The organism is Croceivirga thetidis, from assembly GCF_012272815.1.
In the GTDB taxonomy this organism is placed as follows: domain Bacteria; phylum Bacteroidota; class Bacteroidia; order Flavobacteriales; family Flavobacteriaceae; genus Croceivirga; species Croceivirga thetidis.
Window position 1 is genome coordinate 1,035,663 of the sequence record NZ_JAAWWL010000001.1, and the last position, 22,204, is coordinate 1,057,866.

The following is a 22,204-nucleotide window of genomic DNA, read 5'->3' on the forward strand; positions in this document are numbered from 1 at the left end:
GGCCCAAATCATGAAAAAATCCCAAATCTTAACCTTATTCCTAGGCTTGACTGCTATGGTCTCTGCCCAGGAACTCACAGTTCCGCAACTTTCGCAATACAATGCCGACAACCCCTTTCTTATGTCACCAACCTATGCAGGTGTTGGTGATCATATTAAATTACGGTTGAATGGACTTACGCAATGGGTTGGCATTGAAGATGCTCCCGACACCCAAACATTGGCAGTCGATGCCCGTTTAGGCAACCGTTCTGGTCTTGGCTTATTGTTATATAACGACAGCAACGGAGAAACGAAACAAAGAGGATCTCGAATTTCATTCGCACACCATTTAACAATTAATCGGTATGAAGACGAGTTCTTATCCTTTGGTATTTCGTATAATTTCAACCAGTTTAGAATCGCAATTGAAAATTTTGGAGACCCGGCAAACCCTGTCTTTGACCCATCGGTTACTGATGACCGGGCAACCACAAACCACAATTTTGATATTGGTGTACTTTATCGCTTGAATAAGTTCTTTTTAAGCCTTAACGCATCAAATGTTCTCAACAAGGATTTGGCCCAATTTGATACCCAATTGGAACCCAACAAGCTTAGAAATTATTACATGTATACCGGTTATAGTTTCTCAAAAAACAAGAAAAGCAAGCTTGAAGTTGAACCCTCCATCTTCTTTCAATGGTTTGAAAGTGATGGCCGTTCCGTCACGGATTTAAATACAAAATTTAGGTTTCACAATTTTGAAGACTACTATTACCTTGGGGTTACTTATAGATTCTTAAATGACCAAGTTGGTACTCCACTTTACGTAGCACCTTTGGCAGGATTTAAAAAGAACAATATCTATTTTGGATATTCATATCAAGTAATTACTAATGAAATCTTAGGTTACAGCACAGGTACCCATGTTGTCACTATCGGTACAGACCTATTCCAAGGCATTAGTAACTGTAGGTGCACGTATTAATGATTTAACCTAAATTTGCGCCCACTATGGGCAAAATTAAATTAAACAACATTCGTCTTCATGCGTGGCATGGTTGCCTCAAAGAAGAGAGTATAATTGGAAGTGATTATCGTGTGGATGTTGAAGTTGAAGGTAAGCTAGACCATCCCGCTCAAACCGATGAATTAAGGGATACGATAGACTATGTTCATTTGAACAATATCGTAAAGGAAGAAATGGCAATTAAATCCAAACTTCTTGAAAATGTAGCCCAACGTATACTGAATCGCATATTTGATGAAATAACACTTGTGGATTGGGCCCAAATATGTGTTTCAAAAATAAATCCACCAATTGGTGGTGATGTAGAGAGCGTAACGGTTTGCTTGACCCAAGAGCGTTAAAATCAGCTTGTAAACCCTGAAAAAGTATATTACCTTTGCTGCCCTTACGGCATCGTGGCCGAGTGGCTAGGCACAGCTCTGCAAAAGCTTGTACAGCGGTTCGAATCCGCTCGATGCCTCAAAAAACCTCTTCTAACGAAGGGGTTTTTTTAGTTGTTCATTCTATTTTCCATTCGTTCGATACCTTCTTCCACATCAAAGGGTACAAAGCCTTTCAGGGTCATTGCAATTCCACAAACAATCATAAGTACCCCTAAGACCTTTTTAAAGGTCACCACCCTTTTTTCCGTTAATTTCTTACGTAATTGTTTTGCTAAGAGAATCTTGATAATGTCGAACGCCAAATATGTCAAGATCACGGTAAGAAAAAAAGTGAAAAGCCTATTGGGCTCATTGTTCAATAAAGGCCCAACTACAAACAATACGATCAACCAATACACTAGTACACCTATGTTGATGAAATTCAATAAGAACCCTTTTACCATTAATCCCAAATAGGTTCCCTTCAACTTTTTGGGTTTATCCTTTTTTGCTTCCTTTTTGAAAATAATGACCAGCCCATATATAATTAGAATGGTACCTCCCAACACATATAGTCCAGGTTGATTGCTTAAATTTTCTAGCAATTGAAAACTACTGAAATAAGCGATTACTATAAATAGAATGTCTGCTAGAATCACCCCAACGTCTACACTCATCGCCGCACGAAAACCTTTAGTAGCGCCAGTTTCCAATAGAACAAAGAAAACAGGGCCTACCATAAAGCTCAAAAGTATTCCCAAAGGTATTGCCGCTTGAATATCTTCAATCATACTACTAAAAATAAAGCATTTGAGTCTTCAAACTAACTAGTTCTGATTTTTGCCTAGAAGAGAAAAATCCAGATGTCTTTTTATTAAATCTGTTTCCTTCACCATAACAACCACTTCATCACCTAACTGATACATTTTTTTGGTTCGTTCACCAATAACAGCAAATTGGCGTTCGTCAAAAGTATAGTAATCATCTTTCAGGTCTCGAATGCGAACCATTCCTTCGCATTTGTTCGCAATAATCTCAACATATATTCCCCATTCAGTGACCCCTGAAATTACACCTATAAATTCTTGGTCTTTATGGTCTTCCATGAATTTTATCTGCATGTACTTTATTGAGTCACGCTCTGCATTGGCAGCCAGAAGTTCCATATCTGAAGAGTGCTTGCATTTTTCTTCAAACACCACTTCTTTCTCAGACTTGCCGCCGTCTAAATAATGTTGTAATAAGCGATGTACCATCACATCTGGATATCGTCTAATCGGGGAGGTAAAATGGGTATAGTAGTCAAACGCCAGACCATAATGACCAATATTATCAGTAGTATAAATTGCCTTACTCATACTTCGAATAGTCAGGGTATCTACCAAATTTTGCTCTTTCTTTCCTTTTACATCCTTCAATAACTGATTTAAAGAACTACTGATGGCCTGTTTGCTTTTTAAGTTAACATTATGACCGAATCTAGAAATTACACCATTTAAAGCCATCAGTTTGTCCATATCAGGTTCATCATGAATACGATAAACGAAGGTCTTTTTGGGTTTTTGTTTACCGATGAATTCAGCAACATTTCTGTTAGCCAAAAGCATAAATTCTTCGATAAGTTTATTGGCATCCTTTGATTCTTTAAAATACACACCTTCCGGTTCATTTTCATCATTCAAATTGAACCGTACCTCTATCTTATCGAATGAAATAGCTCCATCTCCCATTCGTTTTTTGCGCATTTGTTTTGCCAACTTATCCAAAACAAGGGTAGCTTCAACAATTTCATCGGATACTTGATAACTTCCCGTTCTGATTGATACTTCTTCAGAAATTGTATTTGTCCCATTTTCGATAATGTATTGGGCCTCTTCATACGCAAACCGTTCATTGGAATTGATAACAGTCCTTCCAAACCACTTATTTATTATTTGGGCCTCTTCACTTATCTCAAAAATCGCAGAAAAAGTATATTTTTCTTCATTGGGTCTTAAAGAACAGGCCATATTGGAAAGTACCTCTGGCAGCATGGGAACAACCCTGTCAACCAAATAAACAGAAGTAGCCCTTTCATAGGCTTCATCATCTAATACAGTTCCAGGAATTAAGTAATGAGACACATCTGCAATATGAATTCCCACTTCAAAATTTCCATTTTCGAGCTTCGAGAAAGACAAAGCATCGTCAAAATCCTTTGCATCTTTGGGATCAATCGTGAAAGTGAGTACCTCACGCATATCCCTTCGTTTGTCTATTTCACTTTGTTGAATGGAAGTATCCAACTTTTCAGCAAATTTTTGAACCTCAAATGGAAACTCGTAAGGCAAACCATATTCAGCTAATATGGAGTGGATTTCAGTATTATGTTCGCCTGGTTTGCCTAATATTTTTATTATCGTACCATAGGGAGAATCAGCATCTTCGGGCCAATCACCCAACTTAACAAGAACTTTATCTCCGTCTTCAGCCTTGTTCATCCGTTCTTGAGGAATGAAAATATCAGTATACATTTTTTGGTCCATAGGTCGAACAAAAGCGAATGTCTTTTGCTTATCAACAACCCCAACGTATTCCTCTTTTTTTCGCTTTAGAATTTGAGCTATCTCACCTTCATTTTTTTTTCCCTTTCGTCTAGGTTTCAAATATACTTTTACGGTATCACCATGTAATGCCCTGTTCAGTTTAAAGTTAGCTATGAATATATCTTCATCCATACCATCAACCACAACATAGGCATTACCAGAAGATGTCATATCAACAATACCTTCAAGAAAGGTTTTTACTTCTTCTTTTTTCTTATAACTGCCCCTATTGACCTCTACTATTCGCTGTTTTTGTTTTAATTCACCAAGACGTCTAATCAATTCATTTCTTCCTTGGGTATCAGATATTCCCAATTTAGCTGCAATCTGTTTGTAGTTGAAACTTCGAGAAGGTTCAGACTCTAGAATAGTGAAAATACCTCTGGTTATCTCATTTTTGCGTTGGCTTTTCGCCCGCTTTTTCTTTTTGGACATTTAATGACGGTAAGTGTTATCGAAAGTACAAATTATTAATCGCTCTTAATTTTCAATTAAATCAGCTATTGTAATCAACAACATATATAAAAATCAATTTTTCTTTTTATTGAAATTTTAAAATTTTAATGATGATTATTGTCTGTGAATTTGTGGAATATTTTTTTCTAGAATTACTTGCTTTCAACATGTTAAATATGTTGTCAACATCTTATAATTTGTTGTGAAAGCTAGAATTCAAGTGGTTATCGTTCTTATTAACGAAAACTGTATTCACATATGAACAAGAAAATTTTGATAAATAAATCCTGTTTTGTTGTTAATTACTTGCATTTTTCAGTGAATTAGTAGGGTGTAATTTCTAATGAAATAATATTGAGAAATCAATTGAATATTTGTACTGGATTTAAAAAATTATTAGCAAAGAAAATAAGACAATATTTATCTTCAGATTATTAACGAAATAGAAATATTTCTAAGTAATTGATTTTGAGGGTTATGTTAAAAAAATCAAAATAATTATCAACACTGCAATTTGTCAATTTGAATTTTAGGAATTTTTACCAAAATACCTGATGAAAATAGAAATAAAACAATTTACTGAATTGAATACATCAAACTTGTATGAAATTCTCAGGTTAAGAAGTGAAGTTTTTGTTGTTGAACAAGATTGTGTTTATCAAGATGTTGATGGTAAGGATAAGAATGCGATTCATGTTTTGGGTTATGATAATCAGGAGTTGGTTGCCTATACGAGAATATTTAGGCCTGGTGATTATTTTGAGCATATGAGTTTTGGTAGGGTAGTAGTGGCTAAAAAATTTCGTCACCTTGGGTATGGTAAGGAAATTATTAAGGCAACCATCAATACTATATCTAAAATCAAAGCGAATTCAACCATAGAAATCTCTGCACAGACCTATTTAAAAAGGTTTTATGAGGATTTTGGGTTTCAGAAAAAAGGTGAGGAATATCTAGAAGACGGAATTCCTCACATACGCATGCTAAAAGATTAAATCTTAATTGGAGTTTTATTGGTTAAGTTCAATTCTTCCAATAACATGTCGGTAAATTTGTAATGGCCTTTTGTAGTTATGATTTTGAATCTGTTGGATTTCATCCTGCTCAAGGTATCAAGAAAAAGCCATTTTGATTTAAGCAACCGGGTTTTGTCTGATTTTAAACTTATTTCGAAATAGTACTTTAAACCATTTTTGGTAGCTACAATATCTGGTGTTAATTCAACTTCGCTATTCTTTTTGGAATATGACTTTGGGCTTTCAAACCCATCAATATCTGCCTTGATGTTTTCAAAGCCGGTGTTTTCCAAATAGTCTACTGATTTTTTTAAAAAAGCTTCGTTCTGTAATTTTTCTGATTTTACCATAACTCTAAAAATAAAAAAAAGCAGCAAAAAATCAAGTATTACTTCCTGATTAACAATAACTTAACTCAATTTATGGAAATGATTTGCCGACACCTTCATCAATTAGCCAATTGAGTTTAAGAATTAGATTTAAAGGTGCTTCGGCTTTGTTTCTAGACAAATAAAGATAGCCTTCGGTTCTTGGGTTTAATTCAGTAATGCGAATTTTACCTTTTGCTACGTTGGACGAGTAATTTACTAGAGTTTGTTTTTCAATCCCCTTATGCTTTAAAAGTTCCAATAGCTTCTCTCTATTGATAAAGGTGAGTTGGCATGAGGTTAATTTTTCTTCTTCATCTGAAAATATTGATGTTGCCAGGGTATAGAACTGTGTTTTTTTATTTGAATCGAACAACCAACCCTCTCTAATGGAGTCTTTTTTTAGGTATTGTATTTCAAAAGCAAAAGTGGGTAGGCTTTCGTTTAAATAGTCTAATTGGGCTTTTTCATCAACAAAATAAATGGTACCATCTCTTTTGTCTTTCAAAATGACGTCCACGCCTTTAAGTTGCTGATTTAAGTCTGAAATACGCTCAAAGGTATAGTGCTTTAATTTTTGATAATAGGAGTCAATAAGAGGGTGAAGTAATGCCTCTTTCTTCAAGTCGCTTTTGAAATTATTTTTCAACGTACGCGATTTTATCAAGTAATGCCTGTCCTATTTTACTAACCACCCCAATAACCAAGGCGTTTCCCATAAAAAAAGCTCGTTTGGTATCGGAAATTCCGTCAAGTTCAGTGTGGTTGTCAGGAAATCCATTAAGACGTTCCAATTCTATAGGGGTCAACCGACGTAAACCCTTACTTGTTTTAATAACATGTTTGAATCTAGATGGTGATTTCCCTCCCTCACCAGTGATAATTGTCCTTGAAGGTTTATCCAATGCATCTGGAAATGTCATTGCACCTTCAGTATAGTTATATGAATAACCAGCTTTGGTGGTTCGCTTTTCTTTTTTTGCGCCTTTGAGGTATTTCCATTTTGAAAAATCGCCTTCGGCGATAAAAAAATCTTTGGATACTGGGCCATTCACCAAGATATCCTTTAAGTTTCGGAGCTTGCCTCCAAATTCTCCAACGGTTTTAAACGACGAAATCTTCCCATTAACAAAGAGGCCTGAATTTAAAAATGGAGAAGCTTGTCCGTTTAGGTTAAAATTCTTGGATAAGCCGATAAAATCACCCTTAATTTGAAATTCTGAAGCTTCTATGGAATTTTGGGAAACAGGAAGTGCATTTGCAAGAATTCCTTCTTTTAGAATCCAAGATTTCGAGACAGTTTCTACAAATTGTTCATAAACGGTTGATGACTTGTGTGCCGCTACTAAAAAAAAACGCCTTCGGCGTTGGGGAAAACCATATTCTGCCGCGTTCACAACGCGCCACTCAACTGCATAACCTAAATCTCCCAAACCTTTTAACATAATCGCGAAATCACGCCCACGTTGATTGGCTGGAGATTTTAAAAGACGGTCAACATTTTCAAGAATTAGATATTTGGGCTTATTCTTTTTTTCGTCCAATATTCGATGGATGCTCCACCACAAAACTCCTTTTTTACCAAGAAGGCCTTTCGAGTTTTTAAGTGTTGTGGCAACCGAATAGTCCTGACATGGGAAACCCCCAACAAGCACATCGTGGTCTGGAATAGCTGCTGTTTCAACTTTTTCTATATCGACATTTGAATGGTTTTCTTCCCCGAAGCGGGCTTCGTATACCATAGAAGCATGTTGGGTTTTTGTCGATGGTTCCCATTGATTGCTCCAAACCACTTCATAGCCCCCTGTACTTTCAAGGCCTAAACGAAACCCTCCAACACCAGCGAATAATTCACAAACCTTTAGTTTCATGTAAATCTTCTCTTAGCTTTTTGGGTAAATAATATTGCGAATTTTTTTACTAAGCTCATCTTTTGCTGCACTCCAATCATTCGGATTTCGATTTTGTCGTTCAAAAAGCATTGCGAAAATTGTGTATTTGACCCTAAAAACCATCTTGCCAAATTGCTCATCTTTTCCGTGTGATATTTTATCCAATTTGTTCATTTCCTTTTGCCACCAATCCAAATTGGCCCGTTCGGGCTTTTTCAAATCGGCATCTACTCTTGCTATGTACTTTTCAATGGCTTTAGATTCTGCCTCAAAGGCCAAATCACGTGATTTTAGAAGTTGTTTACTTGCCTTTAAATTAAAGAGCTCATTGTATTTGGCTTTAACACTATCCAATCCTATCTTCCCACCATAAAGGCTTATGATTCTTTGATAGTTTTCCAACGCCTTCAAAACTCTACCAGAATTTTCAAAAGTTTTCGCCTGCTCTAAGTCAAGCAAGTAACTTTTTTTAATAAAATCCTCGCTATTGGGAAATGTATTTTCTTGAACGGTCAACCAACGAAAGGCCCGTTCAATTTGTTTACTGTCGGGCCAACGATGCCCACTTTCGAACGTAATCAAGGTGTTTTTGAACTTGAACCTATCGAGATAGGCCTTATTTCTAATCATTTCTCGATAGTTGAAATCTTCATCACCACAGAGGCCGACATAGGTGAAGTTTGGGCTTATCGGAACATGTGAAGCGTTCCCAGAAAATCCTGCCCCACAAGCAATCACACCTTTAAAACTATTGGTTAGGGTGGCAATTGCTGCGGCTAATCTTGAACCTCCAGAAAACCCCGCGAGGAACATTTTATCGGCATCGATATTGAAATTGGAAAAAATATGCTTGAATAAGTTGTCGGCAATCGCAAAGTTGCGTTCATATGAACCGTTCTTGGCATTATTGGAACAAATAATTATATGACCATATTTCTCAGAAGCTTCTCTAAAAACTTCAACGCCCAAACTTCCCCTAGCGGCAGGTTCAAATACAAATAAAATGGGCGACAGTTTGGTTTCATCATAAGACTGCGGCAAATAGAGTGCAAATGTTTCATTTTGGGTATTGGAGACAGCAATGGAGTCTATAATTTGACCCTTTTTCAAATTCTGCTGTGAAATGGCTAGTTGAAAAATGAAAAGAAAACAGAAGACCAAACCACTAAATCGCATGCATAAAATTTCTGAAAGTAAGTTTTTAAAGGTAAAAATATTTGACTGAGCAATTTGATGGGATGATTGTATTACTTACAAATGAAATGTGCGGTCTAAAACGAACCTTCAAAATCGAGCAAAAAAAATTGCAGCATTCGCTGCAATTTTAAACAAGTTGAAGAATTTGCGAGTGGATTATACGGGAAAATAGACTTTAAAAACATTCCCTTCACCTTTTGCACTTTCGACTTCAATACGACCACCCATCAGCTCAATTTGGTATTTGGTAAGGTATAACCCCATACTGGTTGAGTCGCCCATGTTTTTAAGTTTTTTATAGAGCCCAAAAACCTTGTCAGCCTCTTCGTCCAAATCAATACCCATGCTATTATCTTCGATGGAAAAGACCGTATATTTTTTGTTGGCTTCGGCACTTAAAATCAATACAGGTCTTTCGTTGTTGTTCAGAAACCGCAGACCATTGAGTACCAGATTTGACAGGGTACTTTCAAGATATGCTGGTATGGCGTTGACCATGACCGAGTCGTCTATTTCATTGTGAATTTTTGCATTTTTCTTTTTAATGACCCCGTTGTTTATTTGTAGCACCTTGTACACGAAATCATTAAGGTTCAACTTCTTCTTCTTTGTGTTTTCTTGGTGCTTAATTGCTACTAATTCACGCAAACCCTTAATGGTGTCGGTCAAATTATCAGTGGATTGAAAAAGCATTTGAATTAAATTTTTTCGTTCTAATTCATCCTCTTCTGTATTTAAAAAGTTGAGTAACAATCCAAAATTGGTAGTATGTGCCTTAAGGTCGTGGGAAACCAAGTGGGCAAAATGGACCATTTTTTCTATTTCATTATTAGCTTCTTTTAAACTGCTGGAAAAATGTTGTTCAACTTCTGTAGACCGTGTAGCATCTTGGCACGACACCAATAATAATTTTTGACCCTCAACTGTAATGAGGTTGCCTGAAACCAAAAAGGTATAACGCCCAATGTTTTTATTAAAAACCTGTAGTTCGATATTGTTGAATCCAAACCTTGTTCGTAAGGATTCATTGATTACAGTGTCAAGATGCTTATCAAGCGAAATAAAATGGCTGTAGTTTTTGCCTTTAAAAAAACCTTGGGTTTTTCCAAGAAAAGCCAATAAATGATTGTTGGCCTGAACTATCTTGCCTGTTTTCAAATTCAACAACACTAGGTTTGTAGGAACACTATTAAAAAACTCAATTTCAAATGGTTTTTCGGGTTTTGGCGTCTCTTTTTTTTCTGTGAGATTTTTTTTCTGTAACACCCCTAGAATTCGGGTACATTTTCCATTCTTAAACTTGGGCCGACCTATAAGATTTAATCGAAGTTTGTTTTCGTTTAAGTCTTTTAGCGTTAGATCTATGTCCCATGGAGTACCCGAGGTCAGGGCTCTTTTAATGGCTGCATTTAGCAATAATTGGTCTTTATTGTTTTCAATAAAGGTCAGGGATTTTCTTAATGAAGGAGCTATTTGCTCTGGTAGCGCCAGTAGATTTCTAAATTCGTTTGACCAGAACATTTGGTTCTCATCAATTCGATATTCCCAACTGGCAATAATGCTGTCCTTATTATTTTCAAATATGGCTTTCAACGAAGCTTCATCAATAAATTGAGACGCTTGTTTTTGTTGCTCTTTTATGGTAATTACCAATCCTACAGTATGTCCGTAACCATCTTTCCAAGGGTTAAGGTGCCAAACAAAACTACTTGCGGAATTCGAATTGCCTGCTTTTTTATCGACGAGTTTTATGTCGTTTACACCCTCTAAGGCATATTCAAAACTATCTTCCCAAGTTTCATCAATATGCTCAACTAAATCATAAATGCGTTTTCCTATGGCATTTTCCCTATCTAAATTGGAGTGTTTGAACCAACCCATTGAAGCGTCGACAAGATTGAGGTCTTTATCGACAATAGCTGTAAACGAAGGAACATCATGAACCCAATTCGTAGTCTTGGGGCTTGGGATAGCCAGATTTTCCATAATATTTGTCTTAATCTGTTGAATTTATTGTAAGAAAAGTTATACAGATAAAATATGTTGTGAAGTACTCGCTTAGCGATGTGTAGATAGACCAAAATGAAGTCTGATCGATGAACAACCTAAAAAATTTAAGTCGTTGGAGCAGGAAAATATTTGGTTACAATATGATTGAATATTTTGACATCCAAGGGTTTATATAACATTTCCTCAACTTCTGGAAAGTCTTTTTTCTTTGCTTCATCTTGCGGACTTATGCTTGTGGTCAATAGGAATAATTTTGCTTGCTCCTTGTTTGCTATTGAACGGTAGCGCTCCAAAAACTCCCAGGCATCCATGGTAGGCATGTTGATGTCAAGAAATATCAACTCAGGAAAATTGTTGGTCTGTTCCAAATATTCAAGGGCTCTTTGTCCAGCCATAAAACAATTGACTTCTTTGGCTTTACCAGACTTGGCGATAAACTTTTCATGAATAAAGTTTGTGGCCCTGTTATCATCGACTAATAGTACATTGTTTACCATAGTTATGCTTTTAAAGTAAAGTAAAATTTACTGCCCTTACTAGGTTTAGATTCAACCCAAATGTTTCCACCATGCAATTCTACTATTTTTTTACAATGGGCCAAACCTATACCTGTTCCATGGAAAGATTCGTCGCTATGCAACCTCATGAAAATATCAAATATTTTTTCTTGATGTTCTGGTTTGATTCCAATACCATTGTCTTGAACCAAAAACTGAAATTTATCACTGGCCCTTGATACTTTTATTAAGATTTCAGGAGCTTTGTTCTTGTCTACAAATTTTAAGGCATTGCTTATCAAATTTAAAAATAAGGAATGCAATTCGATGGCATTACCATTGATAACGGGTAACTCTGAGATCTCAACGGTAGCCTTTAAATCGTCAATTTTGATTTGAAGGTCTAGTAGCACCTCTTCGACAACTTTATCAAGATCTACCTTTTCATGTTTGATGTCTCCCTTTATTTTAGAGTACTCTAAAATACCGGTGACCAAATTTCGCATTCGTACTGCTGCGCTTTGTATGAAATCCAAATAAATGACCCCCTCTTTTTCTAATGTATCACCGTATTCCTCTTTAAACAATTTTACAAAATCATTTACTGTACGCAAGGGTTCTTGGAGATCGTGGCTGGCGACGTAGGCAAATCGTTCTAGCTCTCTATTACTGTCTGCCAATTTTTTGATTGGTGTAATATCAACATGGGTACCGAGCATACGCACCGGCTGGTCGTTTTCATCCCATTCGATGACCTTTCCCTTACACCAAACATTAATAATGGCACCTTCTTTGTGAAAGAAACGTAGTTCTTTGGCATAGGGGATTTCTCCTTTACTATCAAAATGCTCTTGAAAAGCTGCTGTAACCACCATTAAATCTTCTGGGTGCATGATTTTTTGCCAGTCATCTGGTTTGGTCAACTCATTTTCTTCATAACCAAACATTTTTTTATAGGTTGGGCTTAAATACGTTGTTCCATTCTTAAAATTGGTATCCCAAAAACCGATCATGGTGCTTTCAAGTACCTGTTCAAAGGCCTTATTTCGGTCTACAAGTTTTTGTTCTAATAAGGGTAATTTCAGCAATTTGGTCATATTTGTATGACTGCCCACCATACGAATTGGGTTGTCGTTTTCGTCCCACTCAATAACTTTACCACGGGCTTGTAGGTGCACCATACTTCCATCTTTATGCTGGTATCTTTCATTGACTATATGAGGTACTATCCCTTTGCTTCTAAAGTGTTTTTCTAGACTTGCGTCCATCTTTTCAAGGTCTTCTTTTACCATTAGTTTGCGCCAGCTGTTAAAGGTATTGGGCATTTCATGCTCTTCATATCCAAACCAATCTTTGATGCTTTTACTAGTGTAAATAGTGTTTTCGGTAATTTTCCAATCGTAAAACCCATCTGTGGCTTCTTCAAAGGCCTGCATTTGGGTTTGGAGCAAGTTTTGTGATTTCTGCAGTTCGGTTATATCTTCAAAAGATCCTATTAACTGTTTTACGGCGCCATCTTCGTTCATAATCGGGGTTATTGTTCCATAAGCGATGATAATCTCTCCGTTTTGAGAAACAAATTTCCGAGTAACGTCTTTAAGTTTTTCGCCATTTAAAACTTTGTGAAGGTTTTTGCGAATTTCATTGACCGATTCCGGGTCCATAAAATCTGACATTCTTTTGCCCAATAGGCTTTCTTTATTTTCAAAGCCCATTTGTTCAATGAAATCGTCATTGCAATCAATTAGTCTTGTTTCAGGGTCTACAACAATTAAGAACCCAGGGGTATTGTCAAATAACTTTTTATAGTCTTGTCGTGTTTTTTCAAGCTCTTTTTCTGCGGCAACTACAGCCCTCATATCGCGCCAAGAACCTAGTGAACTTTTGAAACTTCCATCAGGATTGAAAATGGTTTTGGTGTTTACTTTGACTGGGATTTGTTTCCCAGTTTTAGTCAAGCCCACATAATCCAGATCTTTTTGTGGTATACCCTCTAGTACATTTTTGAATTCTTTTTCCAACTGTTTAAAATCAAAGTCCGTTGGTAATAGTGCAGCTATATGTTTACCTATAATTTCATCGGCGCTATGATATTCTAAAGTTTCTGCTGCCTGGTTATTACAGTTGGTGACTATACCATCTTCATTAACCGCAAAAAACATATCTGGAGCATGATCAAAAAGAGCTTTGTATTCTTCTCTGGTTTCTTCAAGTTCTTTTTGTGCATTTTCCAATAGCGATATGTCTTTTAAACTCGCCAGTGCAAATTCTAATTTACCCTCTTCATTGAAAATGGGATTTGCATCTGCTAAGACAGGTATTTTTTCACCAGCCTTTGTTTTCAAGTAGGCCTTTGATTCTTTTATGGCCTTACCCTTCATAACCGAACTAAAGTCATTCTCAAAAACGTGATGACTGTCTTCATGAATAAATTGAACCATTGGTTGTCCAACCAACGATTCAGTTTTATCATACCCCAATTTCTGTAAGAACTGTTCATTGAATCGAATTAGTTTTCCTTCTCGATTCAAGGCAATTGTAATATCAGGCGACTTGTTAAACAGTACATTGAGCTGCGCCTCTCGATCTCTAAGTTGGTACTCGATTTCTTTCTGAGCAGTGATATCAACAAAAGTTACCACTAGGCCTTCAACTTGGTTTTCATGATTGATAAATGGCGTAATCCGTTGTAAGTAATGTTTGTTATTTTGATGGGTTACTTCCTTTTGCCGCGGCTTACCTGATTTTAGTACCTTTTTGCAATTATCCAACAATTCATCTATCGTATCATTGGTTAAATGGTGGGTGAAATCTGAAAGTGACCGGCCCAAATCACTTGGATTGATATTGAATATTTCTCGAATATTCGGGGTAATCGATTTTAACTTAAAGTCTTTTGTGAGCACCAAAGTTGTGATTTCAGTACTTTTTAAAATACTGTCAATGGTTGAGTTGGCCACTGCTAACTCTTGTAGCTTTTGTCCTAATTCTGAATTTACAGAGTGTAGTTCTTCATTCGTACTTTGCTGTTCTTCATTGGTGCTTTGTAGCTCTTCATTGGTGGCCAGTAATTCTTCATTTGAACTTTGTAGTTGTTCTTTCTGTATTGCGATTTGCTGTTTAAGGGCCAAAAGATTAGTGCGGGCCTCGGCAAGTTCTTTCTGCAATAACTCAACATTGGAACTGAATTCATTGTCGACTTGATGCGAAATAAAACTGGTTTCTCTTTTATCTACTTTTCTGGGTATAAAAACGACCATAAAATTTCCATCATTGGAAATCTCTAGCTTTTCACTTGGGATGATCAATACATCAACAGCGCCGCCAGCTTCAAAATTTGGTAAAATGACATTTTCAATAGTTACGTTTTGAGCATTTTTCTCTGCTTGAATAAGTGCCAACGTAATTTCAGTTCGCAGTTCATTCGGCATCAAATCGTTGAGGGAATGCGAAAAGCCATCTTCTGGTAATTCCAGATACTTTTTTAAATCTCCATTGGCCTTGATAATATTTAGCTCTGAATCGATATAAATACTGGTAAAACCAAGTTCTTTTGTGAATAACGTGGTCATTGCTGATTCACTAGGAAAGTTGGATTTAGATTGCATAGATTTTTTTTGGGTAGGGGTATTTAAACCATTGTGTATTAAAGTTCTTCTTGGTGATTTAATACTCTTTGATTTCGTTAGGTTTTTAAAGATTTTCTCAGCAGCATTCACTGTCTTGAACAAGGGGTTTAATTTTCCTAAGCTTTCACTTTTTCCCAAAACCAGGAACCCATCTTTTTTTAGTGAATATTGGGCCAATCCTAGGCCATATTCCTTAGAATTATCATTCAAGTAAATTAGAAGATTGCGGCAAAACACCATGTTCATACCTCGAAACGGTGGGCTGCTAAGAAGGTTGTGCTCGCTAAAGACCAAATACCGCCTTATTTCTTCTTTAATCTTGAGTTTATCGTTTTGTAGTGGTTGAAAATACGAGCCTTTGACAAATTGGCTAATTGTGCTTAATTGTTCCTTAGAATAGATGCCCTTCGACGCATTTTCCACATTAATTCCAGAGATGTCCGTTGCAAAAATCTTAAAATCGATTAGCGCTTTGTTCTGTCTTTTGAACTCTTCGTGGAAGAGCATGGCAATAGAGTAAGCTTCTTCGCCGGTACTGCAGGCCATGCACCAAATCTTATAAGAGGTACCGTTGACCAAACCATTGACTTCTTTTGGTATGAGCTCATCTTTAATGTAATGCCATAATGCTGGGTCTCTAAAGAATTCAGTTACATTAATAAGAAGATCCTTGGTCAATTCAAGGGTTTCTTTCCTAGAGGTGAAAGCTTCATTTAAATAAGCCTCAAAACCCGTATACCCTTTCAGGGTTAAGCGTCTTGAGAGTCTTCTAACTAAAGTTGGTTTTTTGTAACCAAAAAAATCAACGTGAACCGTAGTTTTTATATGATTTAAAAGCTTTTCATAACTGGAGGTTTGAAGATATATCTGCCGTTCTAAAGAACTATTTTTATTTGGGTTATAAATATTTTCCAAGACCTCTTGTGCCAATTCCTGCGCATAAAACGAAGCATTGACAAGGCCGGTTTGGTTTGCCGCAGAAATAATACCGGTAAATTGAGCTTCTTGCACACTTTGCGTTAAAACCAATCCACCAGAATTATGTATTGCACGTATGCCCTCAACTCCGTCAGTTCCCATTCCGCTGAGTAAGATTGCAATGGATTTGTTTTTTTGGGTTTTGGCCAATGAAACAAAAAAGGTGTCAATATTTTTTTGAGACCTTCTAGTTTTGGATTTAGTTTTCAAGACCAGGTTTTTACCTTCGAGTGCTACATCGAATGAAGGGTTGATTACGTATATATAACCCTCCTGAAGTTGGGTGTCTTTTGAGATTCTTTGAACAGGAACTCTTGTAACTTTTTTCAATAATTCGTCAAGACTGCTTTCGGAACTGGGACTCTGGTGTAAAACAACTATGAAACTTGCTTCAATTTTCGGTGGAATTTGTCGAAAAAAAGCGCATAAAGGTGCTATACCTCCAGCACTGGCGCCAATGCCTACAACCATAAAATTATGGGTAGGAACATTTTTGAATTGTGATGGGGTAGTTTTACTTTTAGGCTTGGCTCCTTTTATATTTTCAGTTGAAATACGAAAGGCTTTAATTGGTTCGTCCTTCTAATTTACAAATTCTGTAGGAAAATTCAATAAAATACAACCTAAGGTTTCAGCAACTTGCTATAATCAGTAGTATTTGATAATAGTTTTGAAGCAGTTAAAATGGCCTCATCATTATTTAGATAATGCTCGTAAAGCCCTTCGCGGTAGAAATAACGCTTAACGATTTCATCTTCTACTAGTTTTGAGATTTCCGTTTTGTAGGTGTCAAGCGCATTTAATTTGCCTTCATTGATAGCCTTCAATAAGTTTTTGTACTCTTCGCCTACAGCTGACCCAAAGAGTTCTTGATCGTCTTGAAGTGTTTTTTCCAGTGAAAGCTCTGTTTTGGTCTTGAACGAAAAGCCTTTGCTTTTGACGTAATTCTTAAAATCGTTGTATTGGGTATCAGTAAAATTAAAATCGCTTAAGTCACGTATTTCGTTTTTAAAGTAGAAATCGGTCACGTAATCAAAAATCACGTGGTTTTGGTCTAAAGCTTTGATCAACTCATTACTTTTTAATGAAGCGACCTGAACATCGGGTAACACACCACCACCATCTTCCACAGTACGACCATTTCGCGTTTTAAATTGATTAAATTGGGTATTGCGTACTGCATTGCCCTTTTCATCACGGTTCCAATAATCCAATGATTGGATGCATCGACCAGAAGCAGTGTAATATCTTGAAATGGTAACCTTAAGTTGTGTGCCATAGGTCAATTTTAAAGGTCGTTGTACCAAACCCTTTCCAAAACTGCGGGCTCCCATCACGACAGCGCGATCCAAATCTTGAAGGCTACCCGAAACAATTTCACTGGCAGAGGCGCTTTTACCATCAATTAAAACAACCACTGGAATTTCCAAATCCTCAGCTTTTTGTTTGGTCTTGTATTCGCGATTGAACTTTTTGACTTTTGATTTGGTGGTAACGATAAGCTCGCCCTTGTCGACAAATAAATTGGTCACATTTATGGCTTCTGATAACAAACCTCCTGGATTGCCCCTTAAATCGAGAATAAGCCTTTCAGCCCCTTTGCCTTTCAAATCTTGCATAGCACTGCGTGTCTCACTAGAGGCTTTTTTATTGAATTTAGATAGCACAATGTAACCGGTTTTGTCATTCACCATACCATAAAATGGCACAGCATCAATTTCAACAGATCCCCGATTTACGGTTTTCGTCATTTCTTTGCCCTGCCTTTTTAAAACTACTTCAACCGAAGTGCCATCGGCACCTTTGAGCAATTCGCTTGCATTATCATCAAAATCAGCAACTTTTATATCTCCAATTTGCACTATTACATCACCAGCCTTGAGCCCTGCTTTGTCTGCGGGTAGATCTTTGTAGGGTTCTACAATGACCAATCTGTCATCATAGGTTCTTACCCGTGCGCCAATACCCGAATATTCCCCAGCGTTGTTTATTCTATATTCTTCAACATCTTGCTCATTTAAAAAACGGGTATAAGGGTCAAGTTCATCAAGCATGTTTTTGATTGCAGAATCCATCAGCTCGGCAGGATTGGTCTCATCAACATAGTTCATGTTCAACTCTTTGAACAGTGTAGTGAAAATTTCTATCTGCTTTGCGATTTCAAAGAAATCACTTTTAAATGCTGAAGTGCTGACCAAAACAAAAAGGGCCACCACCGGTATTAGAATTTTAAACTGCTTCTTCATTTGCTATTTTTTTAAGGAACTTCTCCAATAGTCCCGTCATTTTCGACTCCATCAATTGAAAATCGGGCATTTCCTTTCCAAGGTATAAAAAGACCAACGCAAAGTCTCTTTCGCTATTGTTAAAAATCACTCCTTTATTAAGCCGATAGGCTTCGCGCATTAGGCGTTTGATACGGTTTCTATCCACTGCTTTTTTGAAGTTCCTTTTGGGCGCAACAACAGCTACCTTGAACTGTGTATCATCATCAAAATCCGAAGGGAGGTAAATTAGTTTAAGTGGAAAATTGTTGAGGTTTTTCCCTTCAGTAAATATCGCCTCCATTAGCTTTTTGCTTTTGATACGCTCGTTTTTAGGAAAGGAAAAATCCATGTTTAAAATTAAAAAATCCGCCAAAGAAGAACCATGGCGGATGTATAATGCTTTTAATAGGCCTTATTCTGCCTGCCAGATATTATTGGTACGTTCTATATCAGCCATCAATTGCGATGGGTCAATATTAAGGCCTGCCAAATTTTCCAATGGCATATCCAAAATCAATTCGTAAGTGGGATATGCCCATGGCCAGTCTTCTGAAACGGTTCTATCCAAACTCGGATAAGGGTTTACTTTTTCACCACGCATCATTCGAAGCGGAACATAATAGATAGAAGAATTTCCTTCTGTATCTACAACAAGAATATCCAGAGGCATTGGCATAAGTCCTTTTCGTTCCAATACAATCTTTGTTTTGTTACCGTCTGCAACTACTTCTTTTACGCCGTAGTCAATAGTGTTGGTGGTTTGGGTCCAATCTGTTAGGTACCAATCCAATTCAATACCTGAAACCTTTTCTGCAGTTCGCTTAATATCATTCGGTGTGGGATGTTTGAATTTAAAATCTGAATAATATTTGCGAAGCGATTCCATTAATTTATCCTGTCCAATCACATAGCCCAACTGCGCAAGAAAAATAGAACCTTTGCTATAGGCGGCAACACCATAAGCGAAATTTTTGTCATAACGATCGGCGTGTGTCGTTTGTGGTTGTTCAAATCCTGATCTCACCAAGTTAAAATAGCCTTTGTAAGAACCCTCAAACGGATTTTCCTTGCCCTGTTCCATAATTTGGTTCATGCAAAGACTACTGATGAAGGAGGTAAAACCTTCATCCATCCAAGAATGTTTCGATTCATTGGTCGCCAAAACATGCTGGAACCATGAATGCGCCATCTCATGAACCATAACACCTACCAAACTGCCAAAGGAACGCTCACCCGTTATTAAGGTGCACATTGCATATTCCATACCACCGTCACCACCTTGAATCACAGAATATTGCTCGTATGGATATTCACCAACATTTTTGTTGAAGAACTCCATGGCAGCAACTGTTTTAGGCTGTAGATTTTTCCAATTTTCTCGAATTTCATCGTTGTCTTTATAGAAAAAATGAAGGTCGGGTCCGTTTTCCATTTCAACGATGTCATGTACATATTCTGAATCTGCACCCCAAGCAAAATCGTGAACCATGGGTGCCTTAAAATGCCAAGTTAAGGTTTTGCCTTTAGTCTTAACTTTTGTTTCTGGAGCTTCGTAGCCATGACCGATTTCATTTGGGTTCTGTAGGTAACCGGTACCACCGATTACGTACTCTTTGTCAATGGTGATTTTTACATCGAAATCACCCCATACCCCATGAAATTCTCTTGCGATATAGGGATTTGGGTGCCATCCTTCAAAATCATATTCTGCCATTTTAGGGTACCATTGTGTCATCGAAAGCGCCACGCCCTCACGGTTGTTTCTGCCCGAACGACGAATTTGTAGGGGCACTTGACCCTTGAATTCCATATCGAAAGTTGCAGTACCACCAGGCAAGATAGGCTCAGCCAAATCAACAACCAATATGGTCTCTTCTTCGTTGAACTTGACGGCCTTACCATTTTGTGTAAGGGACTGAACATGTAAATAACCTATTTCATTAGCTGTAAGCGTAGCGATTCTGCTGGCCCCCTCGTTCATCATTCTACCGTCACCGTCTTGAATTGTTTGCAAACGAATGTCCATTTCGCTTCCAGGTTGAAAAGCATTGAAATACAAATGGTAATACACCCGATTTAAGGTGTCGGGGGAATTATTGGTGTAGACCAATTTTTGGGTACCGTCGTATTGATAATTTTCAACGTTCATAGCTACATCCATTGTATAGTCTACGTGTTGTTGCCAGTATTCAGTGTTTTGGGCAATTAAAAAATTAATTCCCAAAAACAGCGTTAGAACGATTTTCTTGACCATTTTTCCCATAATATTATTCTGCGTTTAAACCTAATGAAGTTTTTCCTTTTGCCAACTGTTCTGCCAACAACAAGGCGTTGTAGGCATTGACCATTTTTCCCGATTTGGATATTTCTGAGAATTTTTTTGAATTGGAAGCATCGCCGCCAAGGATAACCGAAGCTTTTGAGGCGAGCCCGGACTGCATTAACACTTGCTTTACTTGGGCAGCGCTCAATGAAGGATAGTGCGACATGACCAATGCCGCGACACCTGCAACGGCAGGAGCAGCCATTGAGGTTCCTCCTTGAAATTCATACTTGTTGTTCGGCATTGTGGAATAAATCTCACCTCCGGGCGCGAAGACATCAACATTTTGTTGGCCATAATTTGAAAATACTGCAACCATTTTGGAACCGTACGAAGGTGCTAAAGCCCCTACTTCAATTACATTGTCAACTATTTCGGTATCGGTGTATTTATGGTCGTTTGGATAATTTGGATTACGGGCCAAATCAATATCGTTGCTATCATTACCAGCGGCGTGAACTATCAATACATTTTTTGAAGCTGCATACTCAATGGCTTCCCAAACCCATTCAGCATTTGGCGAGAATGATTTTCCGAAACTACAATTGATGATTCGGGCACCGTTGTCAACGGCATAACGAATACCCAAAGCGATATCCTTGTCGTACTCATCACCATTTGGCACGGCACGAATACTCATTATTTTCACATTATTCGCAACACCATTTATACCCTTGCCGTTATTGCGTTCTGCAGCAATGATTCCAGCAACATGGGTACCGTGACTTTCGTCTTCCAATCGGCTATCAGGATTCCCATTTCCGTAGGACTTATCAGAAAAATCATAGGGCTTGTCACCCACAACAGACCTTCCTTCAAATTCTAAATTTAGGTTGTAGTTCAGCTGCTCGGCGTAGTACTCGACACCAGCCTCCAATTGGTCTTCAATGAATTCATCCATATCATCGGTGAACTGAAAGAAGTGCTGTAAAACGGCTTTGTTCCTTTGCATTTCTTCAGTTTTGGGTTCGATACTTGCAACATCTTCTTTGGTGTATTTTTCTTTACCCAATTCTTTTTTCGCAGCCACGTTCGCGCCCGAAACCATTTGTAGCGCTTCTTCGAATTGCTGTTTATTTTGTTGGGCCTCGTTGTAGTCCTGTTCTAGTTTAGCCTTGGCTTTTGCTTGTGTTTGTGCATCTCCGATACCAAGGCGCAGCATTCTAACATATTCCAATTGTTCGTTATACGATTCGCCTAAAAAATTATAACCGTGAATGTCATCAACATATCCATTTTTATCATCATCGATTCCGTTTCCTGGGCGTTCATCGGAATTTCTCCATAAAACACCATCTAAGTCTTCGTGGTCTAGATCGATACCAGAGTCAAGTACTGCAACGATAACGGTTTTCCCTTTTTTGTTTTTAATGATTTCACTGTAGGCCTTATCAACACTCATACCAGGTATGGTATCGGTCAACAGATCTGCGTGCCCCCAATTTTTCTTTTCTTCTTCAGACAGCTCTGAAATCTTAAGCGGAATTGTGTCGATGTTTTCAACAGGAGTGGTTACCAATGTTGTGGCACCACAACCAACCAAAAAAATGGTTGAAAAAACAATTATCGAAAATTTAGAAATGGATATAATCTTCATGTATTATAATTTATT

At 37.4% G+C, this 22,204-nt stretch carries 16 protein-coding genes and 1 tRNA gene; 4 read left to right on the forward strand and 13 right to left on the reverse strand.

Annotated elements, in window-relative coordinates; all coding sequences use genetic code 11:
- Window positions 1-10 precede the first annotated feature (10 nt).
- From HCU67_RS04685 to HCU67_RS04695, 3 genes are all read left to right on the forward strand, one after another.
- A complete protein-coding gene (locus HCU67_RS04685) occupies window positions 11-970 on the forward strand; it encodes a PorP/SprF family type IX secretion system membrane protein (protein ID WP_168551415.1) in 960 nt (319 codons plus the stop codon).
- A gap of 26 nt (window positions 971-996) precedes the next feature.
- Entirely contained in the window at window positions 997-1,353 is a 357-nt protein-coding gene (folB, locus tag HCU67_RS04690) for a dihydroneopterin aldolase (RefSeq protein WP_168551416.1), read from the forward strand.
- A gap of 48 nt (window positions 1,354-1,401) precedes the next feature.
- A tRNA-Cys gene (locus HCU67_RS04695) sits at window positions 1,402-1,472 on the forward strand.
- A 30-nt stretch (window positions 1,473-1,502) separates the two neighbouring features.
- Here the strand turns inward: HCU67_RS04695 and HCU67_RS04700 are convergent.
- Together HCU67_RS04700 and rnr are read right to left on the reverse strand one after the other, a co-directional pair.
- Window positions 1,503-2,165: a LysE family translocator gene (locus HCU67_RS04700; protein WP_168551417.1), complete on the reverse strand. Its 663-nt coding sequence runs from the start codon at window positions 2,163-2,165 to the stop codon at window positions 1,503-1,505.
- Window positions 2,166-2,201: 36 nt separating this feature from the next.
- Window positions 2,202-4,394, reverse strand: a complete 2,193-nt coding sequence (rnr, locus tag HCU67_RS04705; RefSeq protein WP_168551418.1) for a ribonuclease R — start codon at window positions 4,392-4,394, stop codon at window positions 2,202-2,204.
- A gap of 575 nt (window positions 4,395-4,969) precedes the next feature.
- On the opposite strand from rnr, the gene HCU67_RS04710 reads away from it, so the two are divergent.
- Entirely contained in the window at window positions 4,970-5,410 is a 441-nt protein-coding gene (locus HCU67_RS04710; RefSeq protein ID WP_168551419.1) for a GNAT family N-acetyltransferase, read from the forward strand.
- On the opposite strand, the gene HCU67_RS04715 is transcribed toward HCU67_RS04710, so the two are convergent.
- The 11 genes from HCU67_RS04715 to HCU67_RS04765 form a co-directional block, all read right to left on the reverse strand.
- On the reverse strand, window positions 5,407-5,781 hold the full coding sequence (locus HCU67_RS04715; RefSeq protein WP_168551420.1) for a hypothetical protein: 375 nt from the start codon (window positions 5,779-5,781) through the stop codon (window positions 5,407-5,409). The two genes, HCU67_RS04710 and HCU67_RS04715, sit on opposite strands and share 4 nt — an antisense overlap.
- Window positions 5,782-5,851: 70 nt before the next feature.
- Complete coding sequence (locus HCU67_RS04720; protein ID WP_168551421.1) at window positions 5,852-6,448, reverse strand: hypothetical protein; 597 nt, start codon at window positions 6,446-6,448, stop codon at window positions 5,852-5,854.
- Entirely contained in the window at window positions 6,438-7,670 is a 1,233-nt protein-coding gene (gene dcm, locus HCU67_RS04725; RefSeq protein ID WP_210423626.1) for a DNA (cytosine-5-)-methyltransferase, read from the reverse strand. The genes HCU67_RS04720 and dcm overlap by 11 nt, the downstream gene beginning before the upstream one ends.
- Window positions 7,671-7,682: 12 nt before the next feature.
- Window positions 7,683-8,867, reverse strand: a complete 1,185-nt coding sequence (locus HCU67_RS04730) for a hypothetical protein (protein ID WP_168551422.1) — start codon at window positions 8,865-8,867, stop codon at window positions 7,683-7,685.
- 177 nt (window positions 8,868-9,044) lie between these two features.
- The gene (locus HCU67_RS04735; protein WP_168551423.1) at window positions 9,045-10,874 is read right to left on the reverse strand and encodes a PAS domain-containing sensor histidine kinase; all 1,830 of its coding nucleotides are present in this window, start codon (window positions 10,872-10,874) and stop codon (window positions 9,045-9,047) included.
- 128 nt (window positions 10,875-11,002) lie between these two features.
- On the reverse strand, window positions 11,003-11,395 hold the full coding sequence (locus tag HCU67_RS04740) for a response regulator (protein ID WP_168551424.1): 393 nt from the start codon (window positions 11,393-11,395) through the stop codon (window positions 11,003-11,005).
- Window positions 11,396-11,397: 2 nt separating this feature from the next.
- Window positions 11,398-16,473, reverse strand: a complete 5,076-nt coding sequence (locus HCU67_RS04745; protein ID WP_168551425.1) for a PAS domain S-box protein — start codon at window positions 16,471-16,473, stop codon at window positions 11,398-11,400.
- Window positions 16,474-16,625: 152 nt separating this feature from the next.
- A complete protein-coding gene (locus HCU67_RS04750) occupies window positions 16,626-18,248 on the reverse strand; it encodes a S41 family peptidase (protein WP_168551426.1) in 1,623 nt (540 codons plus the stop codon).
- The gene (rnpA, locus tag HCU67_RS04755; protein WP_168551427.1) at window positions 18,232-18,618 is read right to left on the reverse strand and encodes a ribonuclease P protein component; all 387 of its coding nucleotides are present in this window, start codon (window positions 18,616-18,618) and stop codon (window positions 18,232-18,234) included. The genes HCU67_RS04750 and rnpA overlap by 17 nt, the downstream gene beginning before the upstream one ends.
- Window positions 18,619-18,681: 63 nt before the next feature.
- Entirely contained in the window at window positions 18,682-20,523 is a 1,842-nt protein-coding gene (locus tag HCU67_RS04760) for a M1 family metallopeptidase (RefSeq protein ID WP_246865732.1), read from the reverse strand.
- A 13-nt stretch (window positions 20,524-20,536) separates the two neighbouring features.
- Complete coding sequence (locus HCU67_RS04765) at window positions 20,537-22,189, reverse strand: S8 family peptidase (protein ID WP_168551429.1); 1,653 nt, start codon at window positions 22,187-22,189, stop codon at window positions 20,537-20,539.
- Between the last annotated feature and the right edge of the window lie 15 nt (window positions 22,190-22,204).